A 15,831-nucleotide genomic window follows, 5' to 3' on the forward strand; every position below is an offset into this window, starting at 1 on the left:
TTCCACTGCCTGCATGGTCAAAGCGTCACGCCCAGGTTGCAAGCGCTCGCCCGCCCCCCATGGTCAGGCCGCACTGCGCCCCAACTGCATTCCGGGGGACGCCTGCAGGCCGCGCAGACTTCCGGCCACCGACGGCATCAACGGTCGCTCCCGCCGCTTGCAGTTGACGTGGCGGCGATAGTTGGCCGGTGTCATGCCCACGATGCGGAGGAACAGTCGCCGGAATGCGCTCTGATCAGCGTAGCCCACCCCCCAGGCCACCTCCTCGATGCCTGCGCCCTGCTGCAGCAGGGTCTGCGCCTTGGCAATGCGCAGCCGTTGGCAGTATTCGATCGGCCGCAGACCGGTCGCTCGGAGGAAGCGCCGCTGCAGGGTGCGCGGTTCCAATCCGGAAACCTCGCAGATTGCGGCCAGAGTGGCTCCTCGTGCGGCAGTGGTATGCAGCCAGCGCTGGGCCTTCAGTACATCGCGGTCACCGTGGGCGAAGTTGGCACTGAAACGCTCAAGATCCTGCTGGATCCCTGCGGGCACGACGATCCCGAGCTGTTGCGCGACCGCGCTCGCCACGCCCTGCCCGTGCAGCCGGTACAGCAAACGCAGCCCGAGGAAACGCCAAGCCTGCGATCCGCCAACCGTCAGCAGATCGCCATCGTCGACCAGCGCCCGCTCACTGGGCACCCAGCTCACCGCCTGCGCCTGCAACCCTGGATGTCGCCCCAGATCGGGGCCGCTGACCGTTCTTCCGGCCAGCAGTCCCGCACGGGCCAGTACACCGACCCCGTCGCTGGCAGCAGCCAGCAGGCTGCCCCCGTCGTAGTGGGCCCGCAACCAGTCCAGCAGGACCTCTTCGGCGCGCAGACAGGCTCCGGGGCTGATCTGGCCGGGAACCGCGATCACCGCGGGAATGGCGGCGTCGAGCATTTCAGCACCCGCGATGCGGTGTACACCGGTCTGGCTGGCGGGAACGATCCAGCGGGTGACAAGCACACGCTTGAAGGGTCGGCGCTGCTGTTGGGCCAGGCGGTTGGCGACGTGGGCCATTTCGGCCAGCACAGAGGCGGCGGAGGGGTCCCCTCCCGGATATTCGACCACCGCAACCTCTACGAATGCTTCGTTCCTGACTCCCTCCACAGACCACCTCCTCGGTTCGTTGCAGGCCATCGAACGGCCGGTTCAGGCGAAGGGTAGGAACAGGCCCATCTGCGGGGCTATGAAGAAAGTTGCAAAGTGGGCTGAATGCGCGCACCGAGCTGAAGCCTTGACTCTCGACCAGACTCCAGGCTTCACAATGGCCGGCAGGATCCGCAGGAAAGCTGCCATGAACATTGGACAACTGGCCCGTCAGGCGGGCGTGCCGATCGATACGGTCCGCTATTACGAACGGCAGCAGCTGCTGCCGACGGCGGCGCGCTCGGCCGGGGGTTACCGCATCTTCGGCGAGCCGGATCTGCGCCGGCTGCGCTTCATCCGCCGCGCCAAGGCACTGGGCTTCAGCCTGGAGGAAATCGGAGAACTGCTCGCGCTCAGTGATCACCACCAGCAGGACATGGGCAGCGTGCGTGACACCGCGCAGGCCCGCCTGCAGGACATCGCACAACGGATGGCCGAACTGCAGCGCATGCACATCGCGCTGTCGCAGCTGGTCGACGCCTGCCCCGGCCATGGCGCGCTGGACCAGTGCCCGATCCTGGCCGCTCTGACCGACGACACCACGGCCGCAGGCGACTGACATCGGCTTCGCAACACGCGTGAAGAAAAGTGCAACAAATGCTTGCCAACCCCCTGGGGCAAGGCTATTATTTCGCTCCTCAGCGACGTGGGGCCATAGCTCAGCTGGGAGAGCGCCTGCATGGCATGCAGGAGGTCAGCGGTTCGATCCCGCTTGGCTCCACCAATCTTTCGGCATTAGGCCGTCGAAAGGTCGCTAAAGAACATTGATGAGAATTGCGTCCCCATCGTCTAGAGGCCTAGGACATCACCCTTTCACGGTGGCGACCGGGGTTCGAATCCCCGTGGGGACGCCACTCATCACGAACAACGAGGACCCGGCCGATAACCGGGTCTTTTTTGTTCACCGCCTACCGGTATTCAGGGTGTGGCGTTGCGGTTCCCCTGCCCTCGTGGCTGCGGTTGAACCGGAACGAAAAAAGTTCAAAAAAGACTTCCACAAACGTGAACACGCAGGTATGATAGGCGGCTCGGTAACACGGGGCCATAGCTCAGCTGGGAGAGCGCCTGCATGGCATGCAGGAGGTCAGCGGTTCGATCCCGCTTGGCTCCACCACTTTCGACATTAGGCCGTCGAAGGTTCTACAACTTGAAGTTTTTCGTGCGTCCCCATCGTCTAGAGGCCTAGGACATCACCCTTTCACGGTGGCGACCGGGGTTCGAATCCCCGTGGGGACGCCAGTTTCAAAACGGACTCTGCTCCCGGCAGATCATCCGGAGTTTCATGGGGCCATAGCTCAGCTGGGAGAGCGCCTGCATGGCATGCAGGAGGTCAGCGGTTCGATCCCGCTTGGCTCCACCACTTCGACATTAGGCCGTCGAAGGATCTACAACTTGAAGTTTTCGTGCGTCCCCATCGTCTAGAGGCCTAGGACATCACCCTTTCACGGTGGCGACCGGGGTTCGAATCCCCGTGGGGACGCCAATTCTTGAAAACCCTGGCTTCGGCCGGGGTTTTTCTTTGCCTGAGATTCCCGGGAAAGCCCTGTCCACGCATGGCGTGGATCTACTGCAGGGCCGGGATGGATCCGGCGGCCGGTTGGCCCAGTAGATCCATGCCACGCATGGATGGCCTCAGCCTGAACACACCTCAGAACCGGCGATACATCCCGATCGATGCAGGTGCGGTGGGTGCGAAACCAAACTGCGCGTACAACCGGTGCGCTTCACCATCGGCCAGAAGGCTGACGTATGCAGACGGCGGCAGGTTCGCCTGCATCCAGCCATCCAGGCGACGCATCACTTCCTTGCCCAGGCCCTGCCCCTGCAGGCGCGGCAGCACGGCGATATCACAGACCTGCAGGTGGCACCCACCATCGCCGACGATGCGGCCCATCGCTACCAGCTCATTGCCCTGGTAGGCGCACACGCCATACAGGGTATTGGGCAGCGCGCGTGCCGCCGCCTCCTGGCTCTTGGCACTGAGGCCCGCCAGCACACGCAGCTGGCAATAGTCTTCGACCGTGGGGACAGCCTCGCGGAACTGGCAGCTGACGGAATCATTCATGCGGTATCTCCCTGTAGGTCGGGCTATCCTGCCGCATCCACGTCGCAACGACTGCGACCCAGGCCTGCAGAGTTCCCATGTGCTATTCCGCCCTGATCCGCGCTGACTACGCCAAGCTGGTCCGCGAGTTCGGTGCCATCCTGTCGCTGGAGGAGTTCGCCGAACTGTACGCGCACGATCCCGGCAAGAAGCGGCCGAAAACCCCCAAGGCCATGGACGACGGCTTTGCCGGCGCGCGCACCGAACAGGGTCGCGACATCGTCGCGAAGATCCAGCAGTGGCATGCGCAGGAACGCCAGGCTCTGGAGGCGGAGCTGGCCCGCCAACGCGAGCGCCGCGATATCGCCCACGCGACGCTCGCCACCCGCCCCACCCAGAAGGCACGCAACGACCTGCGCGTGGCCGGCAACCGCATCGAGCGCGCCCAGGCCCGGCTTGAGGACCTGCACCGGGTACAACTACTGCCGCGCGACAACCGCATTTTTCCCGGCACCTACGCGCCGGTGATGGTCAGCGAGAGCGGCCGACGGGTGATCAAGCCGATGCGCTACCAATGCCGGCTGCCGGACAAGCCGGCACGCAACGACGTGCTCTACCCCGGCACCTACAACGCACGACGCGACAGCCTGGAAGGCTATTGGCGCGGCGCGTTCGGCCTTCGCCACGGCGTTGTCGTGGTGCAGGCGTTCTATGAGCACGTACCACGCCACGCGATCGCAGGGCGCGCGCTTGGCGCCAGTGAAAAGGAACAGGATGTGGTGCTGGAGTTTCGCCCGGACCCGCCCCGCGACCTGCTTCTGGCCTGCCTTTGGGCGGAATGGGAGGGACCGGAAGGACGCCTGCTCTCATTCGCCACGATCACCGACACCCCGCCACGCGATGTCGCCGCGGCAGGTCACGATCGAGGCGTGATACCGATCCGCAGGGAGCATCTCGATGCGTGGCTCAACCCCGATCCGGACAACCTGGCCGGGCAGTACAGCATCCTCGACGACCGCGAGGACATCCGTTACCTGTACGAAGAGGCCGGCTGAAGCGCCGTTCTCACGCCGTTGCGCTGGAACGGCCCACCGCACGGCTCAGCGCCCGGGTCAGGTCCGCCGACAGATACGGCTTGACCAGCAGTACTCCGGACAGCATAGACTCGGGCAGCTGCTCAGCCAGCATTCCGGTGGCAAGCACGAACGGTACGCCTCGCGCCGACAATGCTGCCGCCACCGGCTCGCTGGTCTCGTTGCGGGCCAGGCGATAGTCCAGCAGGGCCACATCGGGAACCGAGTCTTCCAGCACGCGCAATGCTTCAGCCACGCTCGCCGCCAACCCGACCACGGTCGCGCCGGCATGCACCAGCTGCATCTGCAGCAAGGCTGCGCTCATCTCGTCGTTCTCGACCACCAGCACCCTCAGGTCCTGCAACACTGTCATCGGCTATGGCTCCTGGAGGCATTCAAGCCGGCGCAGTATAGCCATCGCAGAGCCGATGCCGACAGGAAACGCCTCGATCTGCCTTGCCCCTATGAAAGCCCTGCCCTCCTCGGTTACACTCACACGCTGCCTGCCGGTGTGGCGGAATGGTATACGCAGCTGACTCAAAATCAGCCGGGGGTGACCCCATGAAGGTTCGAGTCCTTTCACCGGCACCACAGCATCAAAGGCCAGGTCCATGACCTGGCCTTTTGCTTTTCAGGCGATGCAGGCCCATGTAGCCGCTCCGGTGTCACTGTGCTGACGCAAAACTGCGACCGTTGACAGGGTTGCCGCAAGACGTAGTGCACACTTTTCTTGCCAGCCTCACGTACATCTGCCTATCGTGATCCCGCCGGATCCGGGGGTGGGGGACTGCATGACGTTGCGTGCTGCACTGTTTTTTCTCGTCACGCACGCGCTCGTCATTGCCTTTGTCGGCCCGCAGGACCCGGTCGGCTCCTACCTGATGCTGATCACCGCCCCGCTGCTGGCTGCACTGGCCTGCGTACGGCGTGCACGTGTCAGCCAGGCGGCCTGCCAGTGGCGACTGCTCGGCGCGGCCGTCGGCCTGTTCTCTCTCGCGCTGCTGGCCCTGCTGTACCGCAATGTGGCCGGCCTCGCCCCTGCGCAGATGACCGCCTCAACACTGATCCTGTACGTGTTCTACCGGATCCCCCTGACCTACGTCGCTGCAAGCCCGGGCGGCGGGAACCGCTACATCCGTGCGGTGGACCTCGGGATCATTGCCCTGCTTTGGCTGCTGTACTACCTGCATGCGCGGGCGATGGCGCCGCTGAACACCGCCTTGTGGACGCAGTGCCTGAACACCATGAGCGGCGTGCAGAACAGCCTGGTGTTCTGCTTCGCACTGATCCGTTTCCTGGCCGAGGACGATCCGGACCGCCGCGATTTTTTCCGGACGCTGACGATCTACGCGCTGGGCTACTTCCTGCTGGCCTTCTACATCAATACCTATCAGCCGCAGGTGCCCGACGGCAATTGGGGCGACCTGCTGATCAGTGGACTGTTCGTGCTGCTGGCCACCCTGGCGGGCAGCCATCGTCGCTGCCCGGCAGTGGAGGTATCCCGCAGCCTGCGGCGCATCGTCGATGCCGGCGTACCACTGATGCTGCCCTTGCTGCTGATGCTGGTGGCGCTTCTGGTCGCGCGCCTGCAGCCGACCCTGGCCACGGTCGGCTTCATCGGCTCCCTGCTCGGCTATGCGCTGCGCAGCGTGCTGAGCCAGATCGAGATCCAGCGCCAGCGCGATGAACTGGAAACGCTGGCGCGGCGCGATCCGCTGACCGGACTGGGCAACCGGCGCAGCTTCGATGAATCGCTGGATCGGGCCCACCGCCGCGCGCGCCGCCAGGGCCAGGGCCTGGCGGTACTGATGATCGACATCGACCACTTCAAACGGCTGAACGACACCTACGGCCACCCGGAAGGTGATCGGCGCCTGCGTGCCGTCGCCGGCATCCTCGATGGCTGCCTGCAACGGGGCGACGATCTGCTGGCCCGCTATGGCGGCGAAGAGTTCATCGCCGCCCTGCCCTCGCCCGATGCCACCCACGCCCTGGGCCTGGGCGAACGGCTGCGCGCTTCGGTCGAAGCCGCAGCCCTGCCCGCCCCCGTTTCCAGCGTCACCATCAGCATCGGCGTGGCCTGGCAGGCACCCGGCGAAGACGGCGATCCGCGCGGCCTGGTCGAACGCGCCGACCAGGCCCTGTATCGCGCCAAGCATGCCGGTCGCAACTGCGTACGCGGCGACACCGAAACCAAGGAAGAACAGTCCGGTCGCCGCGCCTAGACCGCATGCAGCGCCGCCGCTCCGTGCCGGTGCCCGGCGCCGCCCTGCAAGCGGAAGCTGGCCACCGTCTGCAGCAGCTGCGCCGACTGCTCTTCCATGCTGCGTGCCGCCGCCGACGCCTCCTCGACCAGGGCCGCGTTCTGCTGGGTGCCCTGGTCGATCAGATCGACGGCCTGGTTCATCTGCTGGATGTCGTCGCTCTGCTGCTGCGAGGCAGTGCTGATTTCGGTCATCAGGTCGCTCACCCGGCGCACGTTGGTCACGATCTCGTCCATGGTGCGGCCCGCGCTCTCAACCTGCGCCGTACCGGCACCCACATTGGCAACCGACTCATCGATCAGGTGCTTGATCTCCTTCGCTGCGCTGGCCGAACGCTGCGACAGCTCGCGGATCTCGGTGGCAACCACGGCAAATCCACGGCCGTGTTCACCGGCACGCGCCGCCTCCACCGCTGCGTTCAGCGCGAGAATGTTGGTCTGGAAGGCGATGCCGTCGATCACCCCGATGATGTCGACGATGCGCCGCGACGAGGCATTGATCACCGCCATCGTTTCGACCACCTCATGCACCACACTGCCGCCGCGCGCAGCGACATCGGCGGCTCCACCGGCCAGCTGGCTCGCCTGGCGCGCGTTGGTGGCGGTGCGCTGCACGGTTTCGGCCAGGCCCTTCATCGACACCGCGGTTTCCTCGAGCGAAGCCGCCTGCTGCTCGGTGCGCTGCGAGAGGTCGCTGTTGCCCTGTGCGATTTCAGTCGCGCCGACTGCGATGGTGTCCGCGGCGAACTTGATCTGGCCGATGATCGCGGCCATCGCCTCGACCAGCGAATTCACGCCTTCGCACAGTTCGGCGATCGAGCCATTCTTGTCGGCGGTGGCCACACGCTGGGTCAGATCGCCCTGCTTGGCCGCGGCCACCACCTCGCGGGTCTGCGCCACCGCGCGCTGCATGGCCTGGTTTTCATGCACCTGCGCGGTGATGTCGGTGGCGTACTTGACGACCTTGAACGGCTTGCCATTGAGGTCCAGGATCGGGTTGTAGGATGCCTGGATCCAGACCTCACGCCCGCCTTTGCCAAGGCGCCGATACTGGCCGGCGTCATATTCGCCGCGCCCCAGTTTCTCCCAGAACCGGCGATATTCGATGCTGCTGCGATGCTCGGGCTCGACAAACAACGAATGGTGCTGCCCGCGCACTTCGTCCAGGCTGTAGCCGGTGGCGGCCAGGAAATTGTCGTTGGCCGACAGGATGCGGCCATCCATGCTGAACTCGATCACCGCCTGCGACTTGGTGATCGCGGCCAGTTGCCCCGCCGAGTCGGCCGCCTGCAGCTTCTGCGCGGTGATGTCGGTCGCGAACTTGACCACCTTGTACGGCCGCCCCTGGCGGTCCAGTACCGGGTTGTACGAGGCCTGGATCCAGATCTCGCGCTGGCCCTTGCCGAAGCGGCGGTACTGTCCGGCGTCGTATTCGCCGCGCCCCAAGCGCGCCCAGAAGTCGCGGTATTCGGCGCTGCGCGCCAGCTCGGGGTCGACGAACAGGGAATGATGCTTGCCCTGGATCTCCTCCAGCCGGTAGCCCATCGCCTGCAGGAAATTGTCATTGGCCTGCAGGATGGTGCCGTCGAGCGCGAACTCGATGACGGCCTGCACGCGATGCAGCGCGGCCACCTGCGCTTCCAGCTCGGTGCGCTCGGTCATCGCCTTCTCTGTGCCGGTGCGTTGCTGCGGCGCCAGTGCGCCAAGCAGCGCACGCCACGGCGACCAACGGGTGTGCAGCTCGGCCGGCGCCTGCGCGCCTGCCGTGAAGCCTGGAATGAGCATTGTCTGATCCTCGGTGTCCGGTAAGCGGTTGTGACCCGACGGGCGGGATGCCCGGCGGCAACATCAGTTGCCAGGGACTACAGGTGCCAACGGCACCTCTCGAGCGACTGCCAAGAACGTCTGCTGCGGGTGCGATCGGCATCTGGGAGCGGCGGAACACACTGCGCGGACCGCCCATCGGGGGCAGCCTGGGGTCCTGCGGCGGGTGACTGGAGCGGGATCCAGAGGGAGTATCGGCGATGCCGTCAGCCGCTTTAGCGGGATTCCGCGACGTCCGTCGCAACTCCGTGCATTGCAGCCGGAATGCGGTAGACGATTGCCGTGCACTTCACGCCCTGCTCACGTGCTACAGGCAGTCCCCCGAGGGACTCAGCGAGGGAACGGCTGGACCGGTTCTGCTCGGCCACCGGATAGCGGAACGCAGCACAGCGCAGGCGCCCTGAGGCGGCCGACCACACCGCCGCCACGGCTTCGCGACCATAGCCGTGCCCATGCATCATTTCTGCGATCCAGATGCCCAGTTCGGGTTCTGCATCACGGGCTCGATGCAGGCCTGCCAGGCCAAGGAATACACCATCCTCGCGCCTGCGGATCACGAACGTGATGTCGGTCCCGTCGGCGATGGTGGGCAGCCACGTTCGCCAGACAGCAGCAAACGCCTCCTTCGACGGCGGCGGCTCGAAGGACATGTAGCGGGTCAGCCCGGGGGTGATTCCCGCAAATGCCTCGTCGGCGTCAACGGGCGTGAATGGCCGGAGGTGCAGCCGCGGACTGTCGATGGTCCAGTCGTCGGACGTCATGTTCTGCATTGCCTGAGCGCTGGGTACAGCATCGCTCAGCAGAAGGATGCAGCTCAAGGCAAAAAGGTTTACATGACCAATGCGGGATTCCGCGGCAGGAGAATATGACCAGCATGAAGGTCCCGCAGGATGCTCATCGACATGGAGATCGCATGTTCCCTCGCTTTGCCAGCCTTCTCTTCCTGGCCGTGTGCAGCAGCAGCGCGCTGGCCAACGACACCGCCTATCGACCGGCCTTCCACCCGGACCAGCTGAAGGGACCGCCCGCAGGGCGCCCGAACGAAGTGCTGGTGCTGGGCAGCCCGCACCTGTCCAGCCTGCCGGAGACCTTCACGCCGGCGATGCTGGAACCTCTGCTGCAGCGTCTGGAAGCCTGGCGGCCCACCGCGATCGCAGTGGAGAACCTGTCCGGCCTGCAGTGTGACTTCATGCGCCGCAATCCGGCCCGATACGCCGACAGCGTAGCGGACTACTGCGTCGATCCGGCACCGGCGCAGGCCGCCACCGGCTTGGACGTGCCCAGCGCCAACGTGGAGATGGAACGCCTGCTTGCGGATTGGCCGAAGGCGCCAACCGCTGCCCAGCGACGCCGATTGGCCGCAGTGTTCCTGGCTGCGGGCGAGAGCAGCTCGGCAGTCGTCCAATGGCTGCGGCTGCCCAGCGAAGAGCGACGTGCCTCGGACAGCCTGACACCGGAGCTGGTGCAGTTCCTCGACACGCGCATGGCACGCCGCAACGAGGCCGGCCTGGTGGCCGGCGTCCTCGCCGCGCGCCTGGGGCTGGAGCGGCTGTGGGCGGTCGACGACCACACTGCGGATTCGCCTACACCGGAATCGCAGCAGAAGGCCTACGCTGCCGCCATACGCGGTGCCTGGGACAATTCCTTCGCCAAAGCGCGCAGGGCGGCCGATGAACGACTGGAAGCCAATCTTGCTCAACCGGATGGGTTGCTCGCGATGTATCGCGCCTACAACGCACCCGAGGCCGCGATGCTGGCCTTCAACAGCGATTTCGGCGCGACGCTCGTCGAACCCTCGCCGGAAGGCTTCGGCCGCAACTACGTGGGCTACTGGGAAACCCGCAACCTGCGCATGGTCGCCAACATGCGCGACGTGCTCGGCCAGCACCCGGGCACCCGCATGCTGACCATCGTCGGTGCCTCGCACAAGGGCTACTACGAGGCCTACCTCAACCAGATGCACGATGTGCAGCTGGTCAGTGCGGACGCAGTATTGCGTTGACGGGATGGGTGCCGGCCACCCGCCGGCACTATCCTGCAGGGCCCCGTCCAGAGGTGCCTGCATGCTCAAGGTCATCGCCGAAGACTTCATCCATCCCGATGCCGTGGACACCGTGCTTCCGCTGTACCGGGAACTGGTCGCCTGCACGCAGCGCGAGCCGCTCTGCCTCGGCTATGAACTGTTCGTGGACCAGAAGGATCCCGGGCACTTCGTCTTCATCGAGCAATGGCCTGACCGCGCCGCCCTGGACATCCACTGCGCCAGCGAACATTTCCAGCGGCTGGTGCCGCAGATCAATGCCTTCCAGCGCGCGCCATGCCGGTTCCTGCTGATGGATGCTGCGCCTCTGTAGTGCCGGCATCAACGCGACGGTGATCCCGGCGCCTGTGCCGCCACAGCACCAGGCTGGCCGCCACCGTGCACGCCAGGGTGAGGGCCAGCAGCGCCACCACGCTCGCCTGCAGCACCGGCAACATTGCCTGGGCGAGACGGTCCTCACGCACCTCCTCCAGCCGGAGCCCGGCCGCCAGGGCCAGGCACCAGCCGACCAGGGCCGGGGCGAAGGCACGCACCGCCATCGGGTTGCAGACATTCATGGGATCACCTGTAAGAGAGGAGGTGCGCGGAGTATTTGCGCCCGCCCTCTCACAGGCTGAGATCAGCCCTCGACGACCTCGGAATCATCGCCCGGCAGCTCACTGGCCTCGCCCTGCACCTGCACGTTGTTGCGGCCCATCGCCTTGGCCCGGTAACACTGGGCATCGGCCGCGGCCACCGCCTGATCCACGCTCATCCCTCCGGCCAGCGGCGCGATGCCGATGCTGGCCCCTACCCGCAACCGGTCCTGGTCCCACGGAATCGACAGCGACGCCAGGGTATGCAGCAGCTCGCCGCCAATGCGCGCTGCACGACGCGGCGTGCAACCGGACAGGATCACAGCGAACTCATCGCCGCCCAGCCGCGCCACCACATCCGAATCGCGCACCCCGTGACGCAGAACGCTGGCCACCGCCCAGAGCACCGCATCGCCAGCCAGATGGCCCCAGGTATCGTTGATCGGCTTGAACCGGTCCAGATCGATGTACATCAGCGACGCGGCCTGGCCGGTACGTTCGACACGGGTGATCGCCTGCTGCAGATGCACCTCGAAGCCACGGCGGTTGCTCAGTTCGGTCAGCGGATCGATCTCGGCCAGATGACGCGCCTCGCGCTGGCGGGCACGCTGCTGGGTATCGTCGCGCAGCACCCAGACCGCGCCTCGCACGTGGCCCTCGTCATCGCGCAACCAGGCGCGGGTCAGGTCCACCGGCACCGTGGCGGCACCCAGGCGCAGCAGCAGGTCGGCATGCAGGTCGACCGCATTGCTGTCCGGATCCAGCAGTACCGACACGTCCAGCACCGAACCCGGCGCGTATTCGGTGGTCAGCGCCAGCACATCCTGCACCTTGTGTCCGGCCAGCGACAACGCGCCATCGCCGGCCAACATGCGTACTGCAGCGGCATTGGCGTAATCGATACGGCCATCGAGGCTGACGCTCAGCACCAGGTCGGCCACGGCATCCAGGGTGATGCGGCTGCGCTGTTCGCTCTCGAACAGCCGCTGCTCGCTGCTGCGCTGGGCGGTGATGTCCTGGATCTGCGACACGAAATGCAACGGCTCGCCATGCTCGTTGCGCACCAGCGAGACCGACAATCGGGCCCAGATGACCTTGCCATCGCGATCGAGATAGCGCTTTTCCAGGTGGTAGTGGCTGCGACGCCCGGCCAGCAGGTCCTGCACCAGGGCCAGGTCGGTCTGCAGGTCATCAGGATGGGTGAGACGCTGGAAATCCACCTGCAGCAGTTCTTCCCGCGGATAGCCGAGGATCCGGCACAGCGCATCGTTGACGTCCAGCCATCGCCCTTCCAGTGACACCAGCGCCATGCCCAGCGCAGCCGAGGTGAACGCACCGGCGAACTTCTCCGCGGACAAGCGCGCTTCGGCCCTCGCCTGCAGGATCTCGGTGATGTCGATGGCCATCCCGACATAGCCGATGCGTACACCGTCGGCACCGTCCATGCGGCTGATCGAGAGGCGTACCTGGCGTGGCTGGCCGTCCTTGCGCAGCAGCGTCCATTGCCGCGAATAGGTCTGGCCATCGGCACGCGCACTGAGTGCCTCGAACACATCTGGCAGTTGGCCATCGGCATCGGCCAGCGGTCGCAGCCAGGCATTCAGTTCCTGCGGATCGTGGAAGGCATCCAGCCGGCGCTGGCCGACCACATCCGCCGCGCTGTAGCCCAGCAGGCGTTGCGCGCCGGTGTTGAACAGGGTGATGGTGCCATCGATATCGGTGGCGATCACCGCCACCTCGTCGGAGGCATCGACCACGGCCTGCAGGCGTTGCCGTGTTTCGGCCGCATCCTGTCGGGCCTGCTGCAGCTCGGTCACGTCGGCATGCGCGCCGGCCATCCACAATGGCTTGCCCTGCGCGTCCCATTCGAAGACGCGGCCACGGTCCTGGATCCATATCCACTGGCCATTCTTGTGGCGCATCCGCAGCAGGCACGCGTAGTTGTCGGTGCGCCCCTCGAAATGCTCGTCCAGTGCCGCGTCCGACAGCGCTATGTCATCGGGATGGACCAGCTTCAGGAAGGTCTTCTGGCAGACCGGCTCCAGCTCTTCCAGGCGGTAACCGACAATCTCGGCCCAGCGCGCGTTGACCCGCATCTCGCCGTTCTGCACGTTCCATTCCCAGGTGCCTGCGGCGGTGCCATCGATGATCATCGCCAGCCGCCGACGCTCTTCGGCCAGCGCCTGCAGGCGGCGCTCCAGCAACCCGTTGCCGTTGGTGCCCTGGCCCGCCATCACCGCTGCCCCCGGCCCGCGCAGGCAGGCAGCGGCCGCAGCGCGACGCTGCAGACCTCAACGAAGACGACGGGTCCTGCTGGCGTCATGGCCCTCCCCAGCGACAGCGGGGTGGCCGGACGCCTCCCCTCAAGCGCAAGTGTGCGCAATCACGGGGAAAATCGACAAGTCCCCCGCCACGAATCAAGCGTGACGGGGAACACGGTCCTCAACTACGCTTGGCGCGGGCGAAGGCCTCGGCCAGGGCGTTGTTGGCCGGGGGCGTGGACGCGGCGGGACGGCCACCATTGCCCTGGCCCCGGTTCGGCCCGCGGTTCTGGCCGCCTGCATCCCGGCGCGGACCCTGCCCATGGCCGCGCTCATCACGCTGGCCCGGGCGGCTGGTGGCCTGCCCGGGGGTATCGTCCAGACGCCGGGTCAGGGCAATGCGCTTGCGCGCCACGTCCACCTCCAGCACCTTCACCTTGACGATGTCGCCAGCCTTGACCACGTCACGCGGGTCCTTCACGAAGGTGTCGGACAGCGCCGAAATGTGGATCAGGCCGTCCTGGTGCACGCCGATATCGACGAAGGCACCGAAGGCCGCCACGTTGCTCACCACGCCTTCCAGTACCATGCCCTCGCGCAGGTCCTTGATGTCCTCGACGCCTTCGGCGAAGCGCGCAGCCTTGAACTCCGGACGCGGGTCGCGGCCCGGCTTCTCCAGTTCCTTCAGGATGTCGCGCACGGTCGGCAAGCCGAAGGTGTCATCGGTGAACTGCTCGGCCTTCAGGCCACGCAGGAAGCTGCCATCACCGATCAGCGCCTTGATCGGGCGTGCGGTGCTGGCCACGATGCGCTCGACCACCGGATAGGCTTCGGGGTGCACCGCCGAAGCATCCAGCGGCTGGTCGCCGTCGGCGATGCGCAGGAAGCCGGCGCACTGTTCGAAGGTCTTCTCGCCCAGGCGCGCGACCTTCAGCAGATCCTTGCGGCGCTTGAACGGGCCGTTCTCGTCACGATGGCGCACGATGTTCTCGGCCACCGTGGCCGACAGGCCGGACACCCGCGACAGCAGCGCGGCCGATGCGGTGTTCACGTACACGCCCACGGCGTTCACGCAGTCCTCCACGCGCGCATCCAGCGCCCGTGCCAGCCGGTACTGGTCCACATCGTGCTGGTACTGGCCGACACCGATCGCCTTGGGTTCGATCTTGACCAGTTCGGCCAGCGGGTCCTGCAGGCGACGCGCGATCGACACCGCGCCACGCAGCGACACGTCCAGCCCCGGGAACTCCTTGGCCGCGAACTCGGAGGCCGAGTACACCGAGGCGCCCGCCTCGCTGACCACGACCTTCTGCAGCTTCGGACTGGCGGCAGCCTTGATCGCTTCGCCGGCCAGCTTGTCGGTTTCGCGGCTGGCGGTGCCGTTGCCGATCGCGATCAGTTCAACGTTGTGCTTGGCGCACAGTTGCGTGATCGTCTGCACCGACTGGTCCCACTGGCGACGTGGCTCATGCGGGTAGATGGTGTCGGTGGCCACCAGCTTGCCTGTGGCATCGACCACGGCGATCTTGCAGCCGGTGCGGATGCCCGGGTCCAACCCAAGCACGGTCTTCGGGCCCGCCGGTGCGGCCAGCAGCAGATCCTTCAGGTTGTCGCCGAACACCGCGATGGCCTCAGCCTCGGCCTTCTCGCGGGCCTGGTTGAACAGGTCCAGCAGCAGATGGGTGTGCAGCTTGGCGCGCCAGGTCAGGCGGCAGGCGTCCAGCAGCCAGCGATCGGCGGCGCGGCCCCGGTCGGCGATGCCGGCCCTGCGCGCCACGCGGCCTTCGGCGTACTGGTGGCCGGCCTCGGCATCGCTGCCCGGGTCCAGTTCCAGGAACAGGATCTCTTCGCGGCGCGCGCGGAACAGCGCCAGCAACCGGTGCGAAGGAATCTTCGCCAGAGATTCGGCATGTTCGAAATAGTCACGGTACTTGGCGCCTTCGGTTTCCTTGCCCTCGGCCACGCTGGCACGGATCACGCCGGTCTCTCCCAGCCAGGTGCGCAGCTCGCCGACCAGCGCGGCGTCCTCGCCCCAGCGCTCCATCAGGATCGCGCGCGCACCTTCCAGCGCGGCCTTGGTGTCGGCCACGCCCTTGTCGGTGTTGACGAAGGCGGCCGCGAAGGCCTGCGGGTCCTGCGTGGGATCGGCTAGGAGGCCATCGGCCAGCGGCTCGAGACCGGCCTCGCGGGCGATCTGGGCGCGGGTACGGCGCTTGGGCTTGTACGGCAGGTACAGGTCTTCCAGCCGGCTCTTGGTGTCGGCGGCCAGGATGTCGTTGCGCAGCTCGTCGCTGAGCTTGCCCTGCTCGCCGATGCTGGCCAGCACCGCCGCACGGCGCTCCTCCAGCTCGCGCAGGTAGGTCAGCCGGGTTTCCAGGTTGCGCAGCTGGGTGTCGTCCAGGCCCCCGGTCACTTCCTTGCGGTAGCGCGCGATGAACGGAACGCTGGCGCCCTCGTCGAGCAGGCCGACGGCGGCGCGCACCTGGGCGGACTGGGCACCGATCTCGTCGGCGATGGTCTGGGCGATCTGCTGGGCGAGCGCGCTCTGGGCGTTCTTGGCGTCGTGCATTGCTTCAGGTC

The 15,831-nt window shown here is 66.3% G+C and carries 13 protein-coding genes and 7 tRNA genes; 12 read left to right on the forward strand and 8 right to left on the reverse strand.

The window, feature by feature from the left end; translation table 11 throughout:
- Window positions 1-63: 63 nt before the first annotated feature.
- Complete coding sequence (locus tag AC5P9F_RS08805; protein ID WP_005410072.1) at window positions 64-1,131, reverse strand: GlxA family transcriptional regulator; 1,068 nt, start codon at window positions 1,129-1,131, stop codon at window positions 64-66.
- A 187-nt stretch (window positions 1,132-1,318) separates the two neighbouring features.
- Between AC5P9F_RS08805 and AC5P9F_RS08810 the strand changes: the two genes are divergently transcribed.
- The 7 genes from AC5P9F_RS08810 (at window position 1,319) to AC5P9F_RS08840 (ending at window position 2,653) form a co-directional block, all read left to right on the forward strand.
- The gene (locus AC5P9F_RS08810) at window positions 1,319-1,729 is read left to right on the forward strand and encodes a heavy metal-responsive transcriptional regulator (protein WP_005410073.1); all 411 of its coding nucleotides are present in this window, start codon (window positions 1,319-1,321) and stop codon (window positions 1,727-1,729) included.
- Between the two features lie 89 nt (window positions 1,730-1,818).
- Window positions 1,819-1,894 (forward strand) — tRNA-Ala (locus tag AC5P9F_RS08815).
- Between the two features lie 54 nt (window positions 1,895-1,948).
- A tRNA-Glu gene (locus AC5P9F_RS08820) sits at window positions 1,949-2,024 on the forward strand.
- A 184-nt stretch (window positions 2,025-2,208) separates the two neighbouring features.
- Window positions 2,209-2,284: transfer RNA gene (locus AC5P9F_RS08825), tRNA-Ala, on the forward strand.
- Window positions 2,285-2,333: 49 nt separating this feature from the next.
- Window positions 2,334-2,409 (forward strand) — tRNA-Glu (locus AC5P9F_RS08830).
- A 45-nt stretch (window positions 2,410-2,454) separates the two neighbouring features.
- Window positions 2,455-2,530 (forward strand) — tRNA-Ala (locus AC5P9F_RS08835).
- Between the two features lie 47 nt (window positions 2,531-2,577).
- Window positions 2,578-2,653, forward strand: a tRNA-Glu gene (locus tag AC5P9F_RS08840).
- A 165-nt stretch (window positions 2,654-2,818) separates the two neighbouring features.
- On the opposite strand, the gene AC5P9F_RS08845 is transcribed toward AC5P9F_RS08840, so the two are convergent.
- Complete coding sequence (locus AC5P9F_RS08845; protein WP_005410074.1) at window positions 2,819-3,235, reverse strand: GNAT family N-acetyltransferase; 417 nt, start codon at window positions 3,233-3,235, stop codon at window positions 2,819-2,821.
- A 77-nt stretch (window positions 3,236-3,312) separates the two neighbouring features.
- Here AC5P9F_RS08845 and AC5P9F_RS08850 point away from each other — a divergent pair, with 77 nt between their 5' ends.
- Entirely contained in the window at window positions 3,313-4,269 is a 957-nt protein-coding gene (locus AC5P9F_RS08850) for an SOS response-associated peptidase family protein (RefSeq protein WP_033833934.1), read from the forward strand.
- 10 nt (window positions 4,270-4,279) lie between these two features.
- On the opposite strand, the gene AC5P9F_RS08855 is transcribed toward AC5P9F_RS08850, so the two are convergent.
- Window positions 4,280-4,660: a response regulator gene (locus tag AC5P9F_RS08855; protein ID WP_005410076.1), complete on the reverse strand. Its 381-nt coding sequence runs from the start codon at window positions 4,658-4,660 to the stop codon at window positions 4,280-4,282.
- A gap of 132 nt (window positions 4,661-4,792) precedes the next feature.
- On the opposite strand from AC5P9F_RS08855, the gene AC5P9F_RS08860 reads away from it, so the two are divergent.
- Window positions 4,793-4,878 (forward strand) — tRNA-Leu (locus tag AC5P9F_RS08860).
- Window positions 4,879-5,078: 200 nt separating this feature from the next.
- Entirely contained in the window at window positions 5,079-6,512 is a 1,434-nt protein-coding gene (locus tag AC5P9F_RS08865; RefSeq protein WP_308678792.1) for a GGDEF domain-containing protein, read from the forward strand.
- Here AC5P9F_RS08865 and AC5P9F_RS08870 read toward each other — a convergent pair.
- Both AC5P9F_RS08870 and AC5P9F_RS08875 read right to left on the reverse strand, forming a co-directional pair.
- The gene (locus AC5P9F_RS08870) at window positions 6,509-8,335 is read right to left on the reverse strand and encodes a methyl-accepting chemotaxis protein (protein WP_099474607.1); all 1,827 of its coding nucleotides are present in this window, start codon (window positions 8,333-8,335) and stop codon (window positions 6,509-6,511) included. The two genes, AC5P9F_RS08865 and AC5P9F_RS08870, sit on opposite strands and share 4 nt — an antisense overlap.
- A gap of 254 nt (window positions 8,336-8,589) precedes the next feature.
- Window positions 8,590-9,135: a GNAT family N-acetyltransferase gene (locus AC5P9F_RS08875; RefSeq protein WP_181453360.1), complete on the reverse strand. Its 546-nt coding sequence runs from the start codon at window positions 9,133-9,135 to the stop codon at window positions 8,590-8,592.
- Window positions 9,136-9,287: 152 nt separating this feature from the next.
- On the opposite strand from AC5P9F_RS08875, the gene AC5P9F_RS08880 reads away from it, so the two are divergent.
- Both AC5P9F_RS08880 and AC5P9F_RS08885 read left to right on the forward strand, forming a co-directional pair.
- Entirely contained in the window at window positions 9,288-10,376 is a 1,089-nt protein-coding gene (locus AC5P9F_RS08880) for a DUF5694 domain-containing protein (protein ID WP_087803652.1), read from the forward strand.
- 61 nt (window positions 10,377-10,437) lie between these two features.
- The gene (locus AC5P9F_RS08885; protein WP_005410081.1) at window positions 10,438-10,728 is read left to right on the forward strand and encodes a putative quinol monooxygenase; all 291 of its coding nucleotides are present in this window, start codon (window positions 10,438-10,440) and stop codon (window positions 10,726-10,728) included.
- Here the strand turns inward: AC5P9F_RS08885 and AC5P9F_RS08890 are convergent.
- The 3 genes from AC5P9F_RS08890 to AC5P9F_RS08900 form a co-directional block, all read right to left on the reverse strand.
- On the reverse strand, window positions 10,670-10,972 hold the full coding sequence (locus tag AC5P9F_RS08890; RefSeq protein ID WP_012480609.1) for a hypothetical protein: 303 nt from the start codon (window positions 10,970-10,972) through the stop codon (window positions 10,670-10,672). The two genes, AC5P9F_RS08885 and AC5P9F_RS08890, sit on opposite strands and share 59 nt — an antisense overlap.
- Window positions 10,973-11,034: 62 nt before the next feature.
- Complete coding sequence (locus AC5P9F_RS08895) at window positions 11,035-13,224, reverse strand: PAS domain S-box protein (RefSeq protein ID WP_005410083.1); 2,190 nt, start codon at window positions 13,222-13,224, stop codon at window positions 11,035-11,037.
- A gap of 208 nt (window positions 13,225-13,432) precedes the next feature.
- The gene (locus AC5P9F_RS08900; RefSeq protein WP_099474611.1) at window positions 13,433-15,820 is read right to left on the reverse strand and encodes a Tex family protein; all 2,388 of its coding nucleotides are present in this window, start codon (window positions 15,818-15,820) and stop codon (window positions 13,433-13,435) included.
- Window positions 15,821-15,831 lie beyond the last annotated feature (11 nt).

It is taken from the genome of Stenotrophomonas sp. YJH_SMC_4 (genome assembly GCF_059371575.1).

Coding starts and splice junctions, on each gene's coding strand:
- AC5P9F_RS08810 (WP_005410073.1), top strand. CDS start 1,319: ATGAACATTGGACAACTGGCCCGTCAGGCGGGCGTGCCGATCGATACG.
- AC5P9F_RS08845 (WP_005410074.1), bottom strand. CDS start 3,235: ATGAATGATTCCGTCAGCTGCCAGTTCCGCGAGGCTGTCCCCACGGTC.
- AC5P9F_RS08850 (WP_033833934.1), top strand. CDS start 3,313: ATGTGCTATTCCGCCCTGATCCGCGCTGACTACGCCAAGCTGGTCCGC.
- AC5P9F_RS08855 (WP_005410076.1), bottom strand. CDS start 4,660: ATGACAGTGTTGCAGGACCTGAGGGTGCTGGTGGTCGAGAACGACGAG.
- AC5P9F_RS08865 (WP_308678792.1), top strand. CDS start 5,079: ATGACGTTGCGTGCTGCACTGTTTTTTCTCGTCACGCACGCGCTCGTC.
- AC5P9F_RS08870 (WP_099474607.1), bottom strand. CDS start 8,335: ATGCTCATTCCAGGCTTCACGGCAGGCGCGCAGGCGCCGGCCGAGCTG.
- AC5P9F_RS08875 (WP_181453360.1), bottom strand. CDS start 9,135: ATGACGTCCGACGACTGGACCATCGACAGTCCGCGGCTGCACCTCCGG.
- AC5P9F_RS08880 (WP_087803652.1), top strand. CDS start 9,288: ATGTTCCCTCGCTTTGCCAGCCTTCTCTTCCTGGCCGTGTGCAGCAGC.
- AC5P9F_RS08885 (WP_005410081.1), top strand. CDS start 10,438: ATGCTCAAGGTCATCGCCGAAGACTTCATCCATCCCGATGCCGTGGAC.
- AC5P9F_RS08890 (WP_012480609.1), bottom strand. CDS start 10,972: ATGAATGTCTGCAACCCGATGGCGGTGCGTGCCTTCGCCCCGGCCCTG.
- AC5P9F_RS08895 (WP_005410083.1), bottom strand. CDS start 13,224: ATGGCGGGCCAGGGCACCAACGGCAACGGGTTGCTGGAGCGCCGCCTG.
- AC5P9F_RS08900 (WP_099474611.1), bottom strand. CDS start 15,820: ATGCACGACGCCAAGAACGCCCAGAGCGCGCTCGCCCAGCAGATCGCC.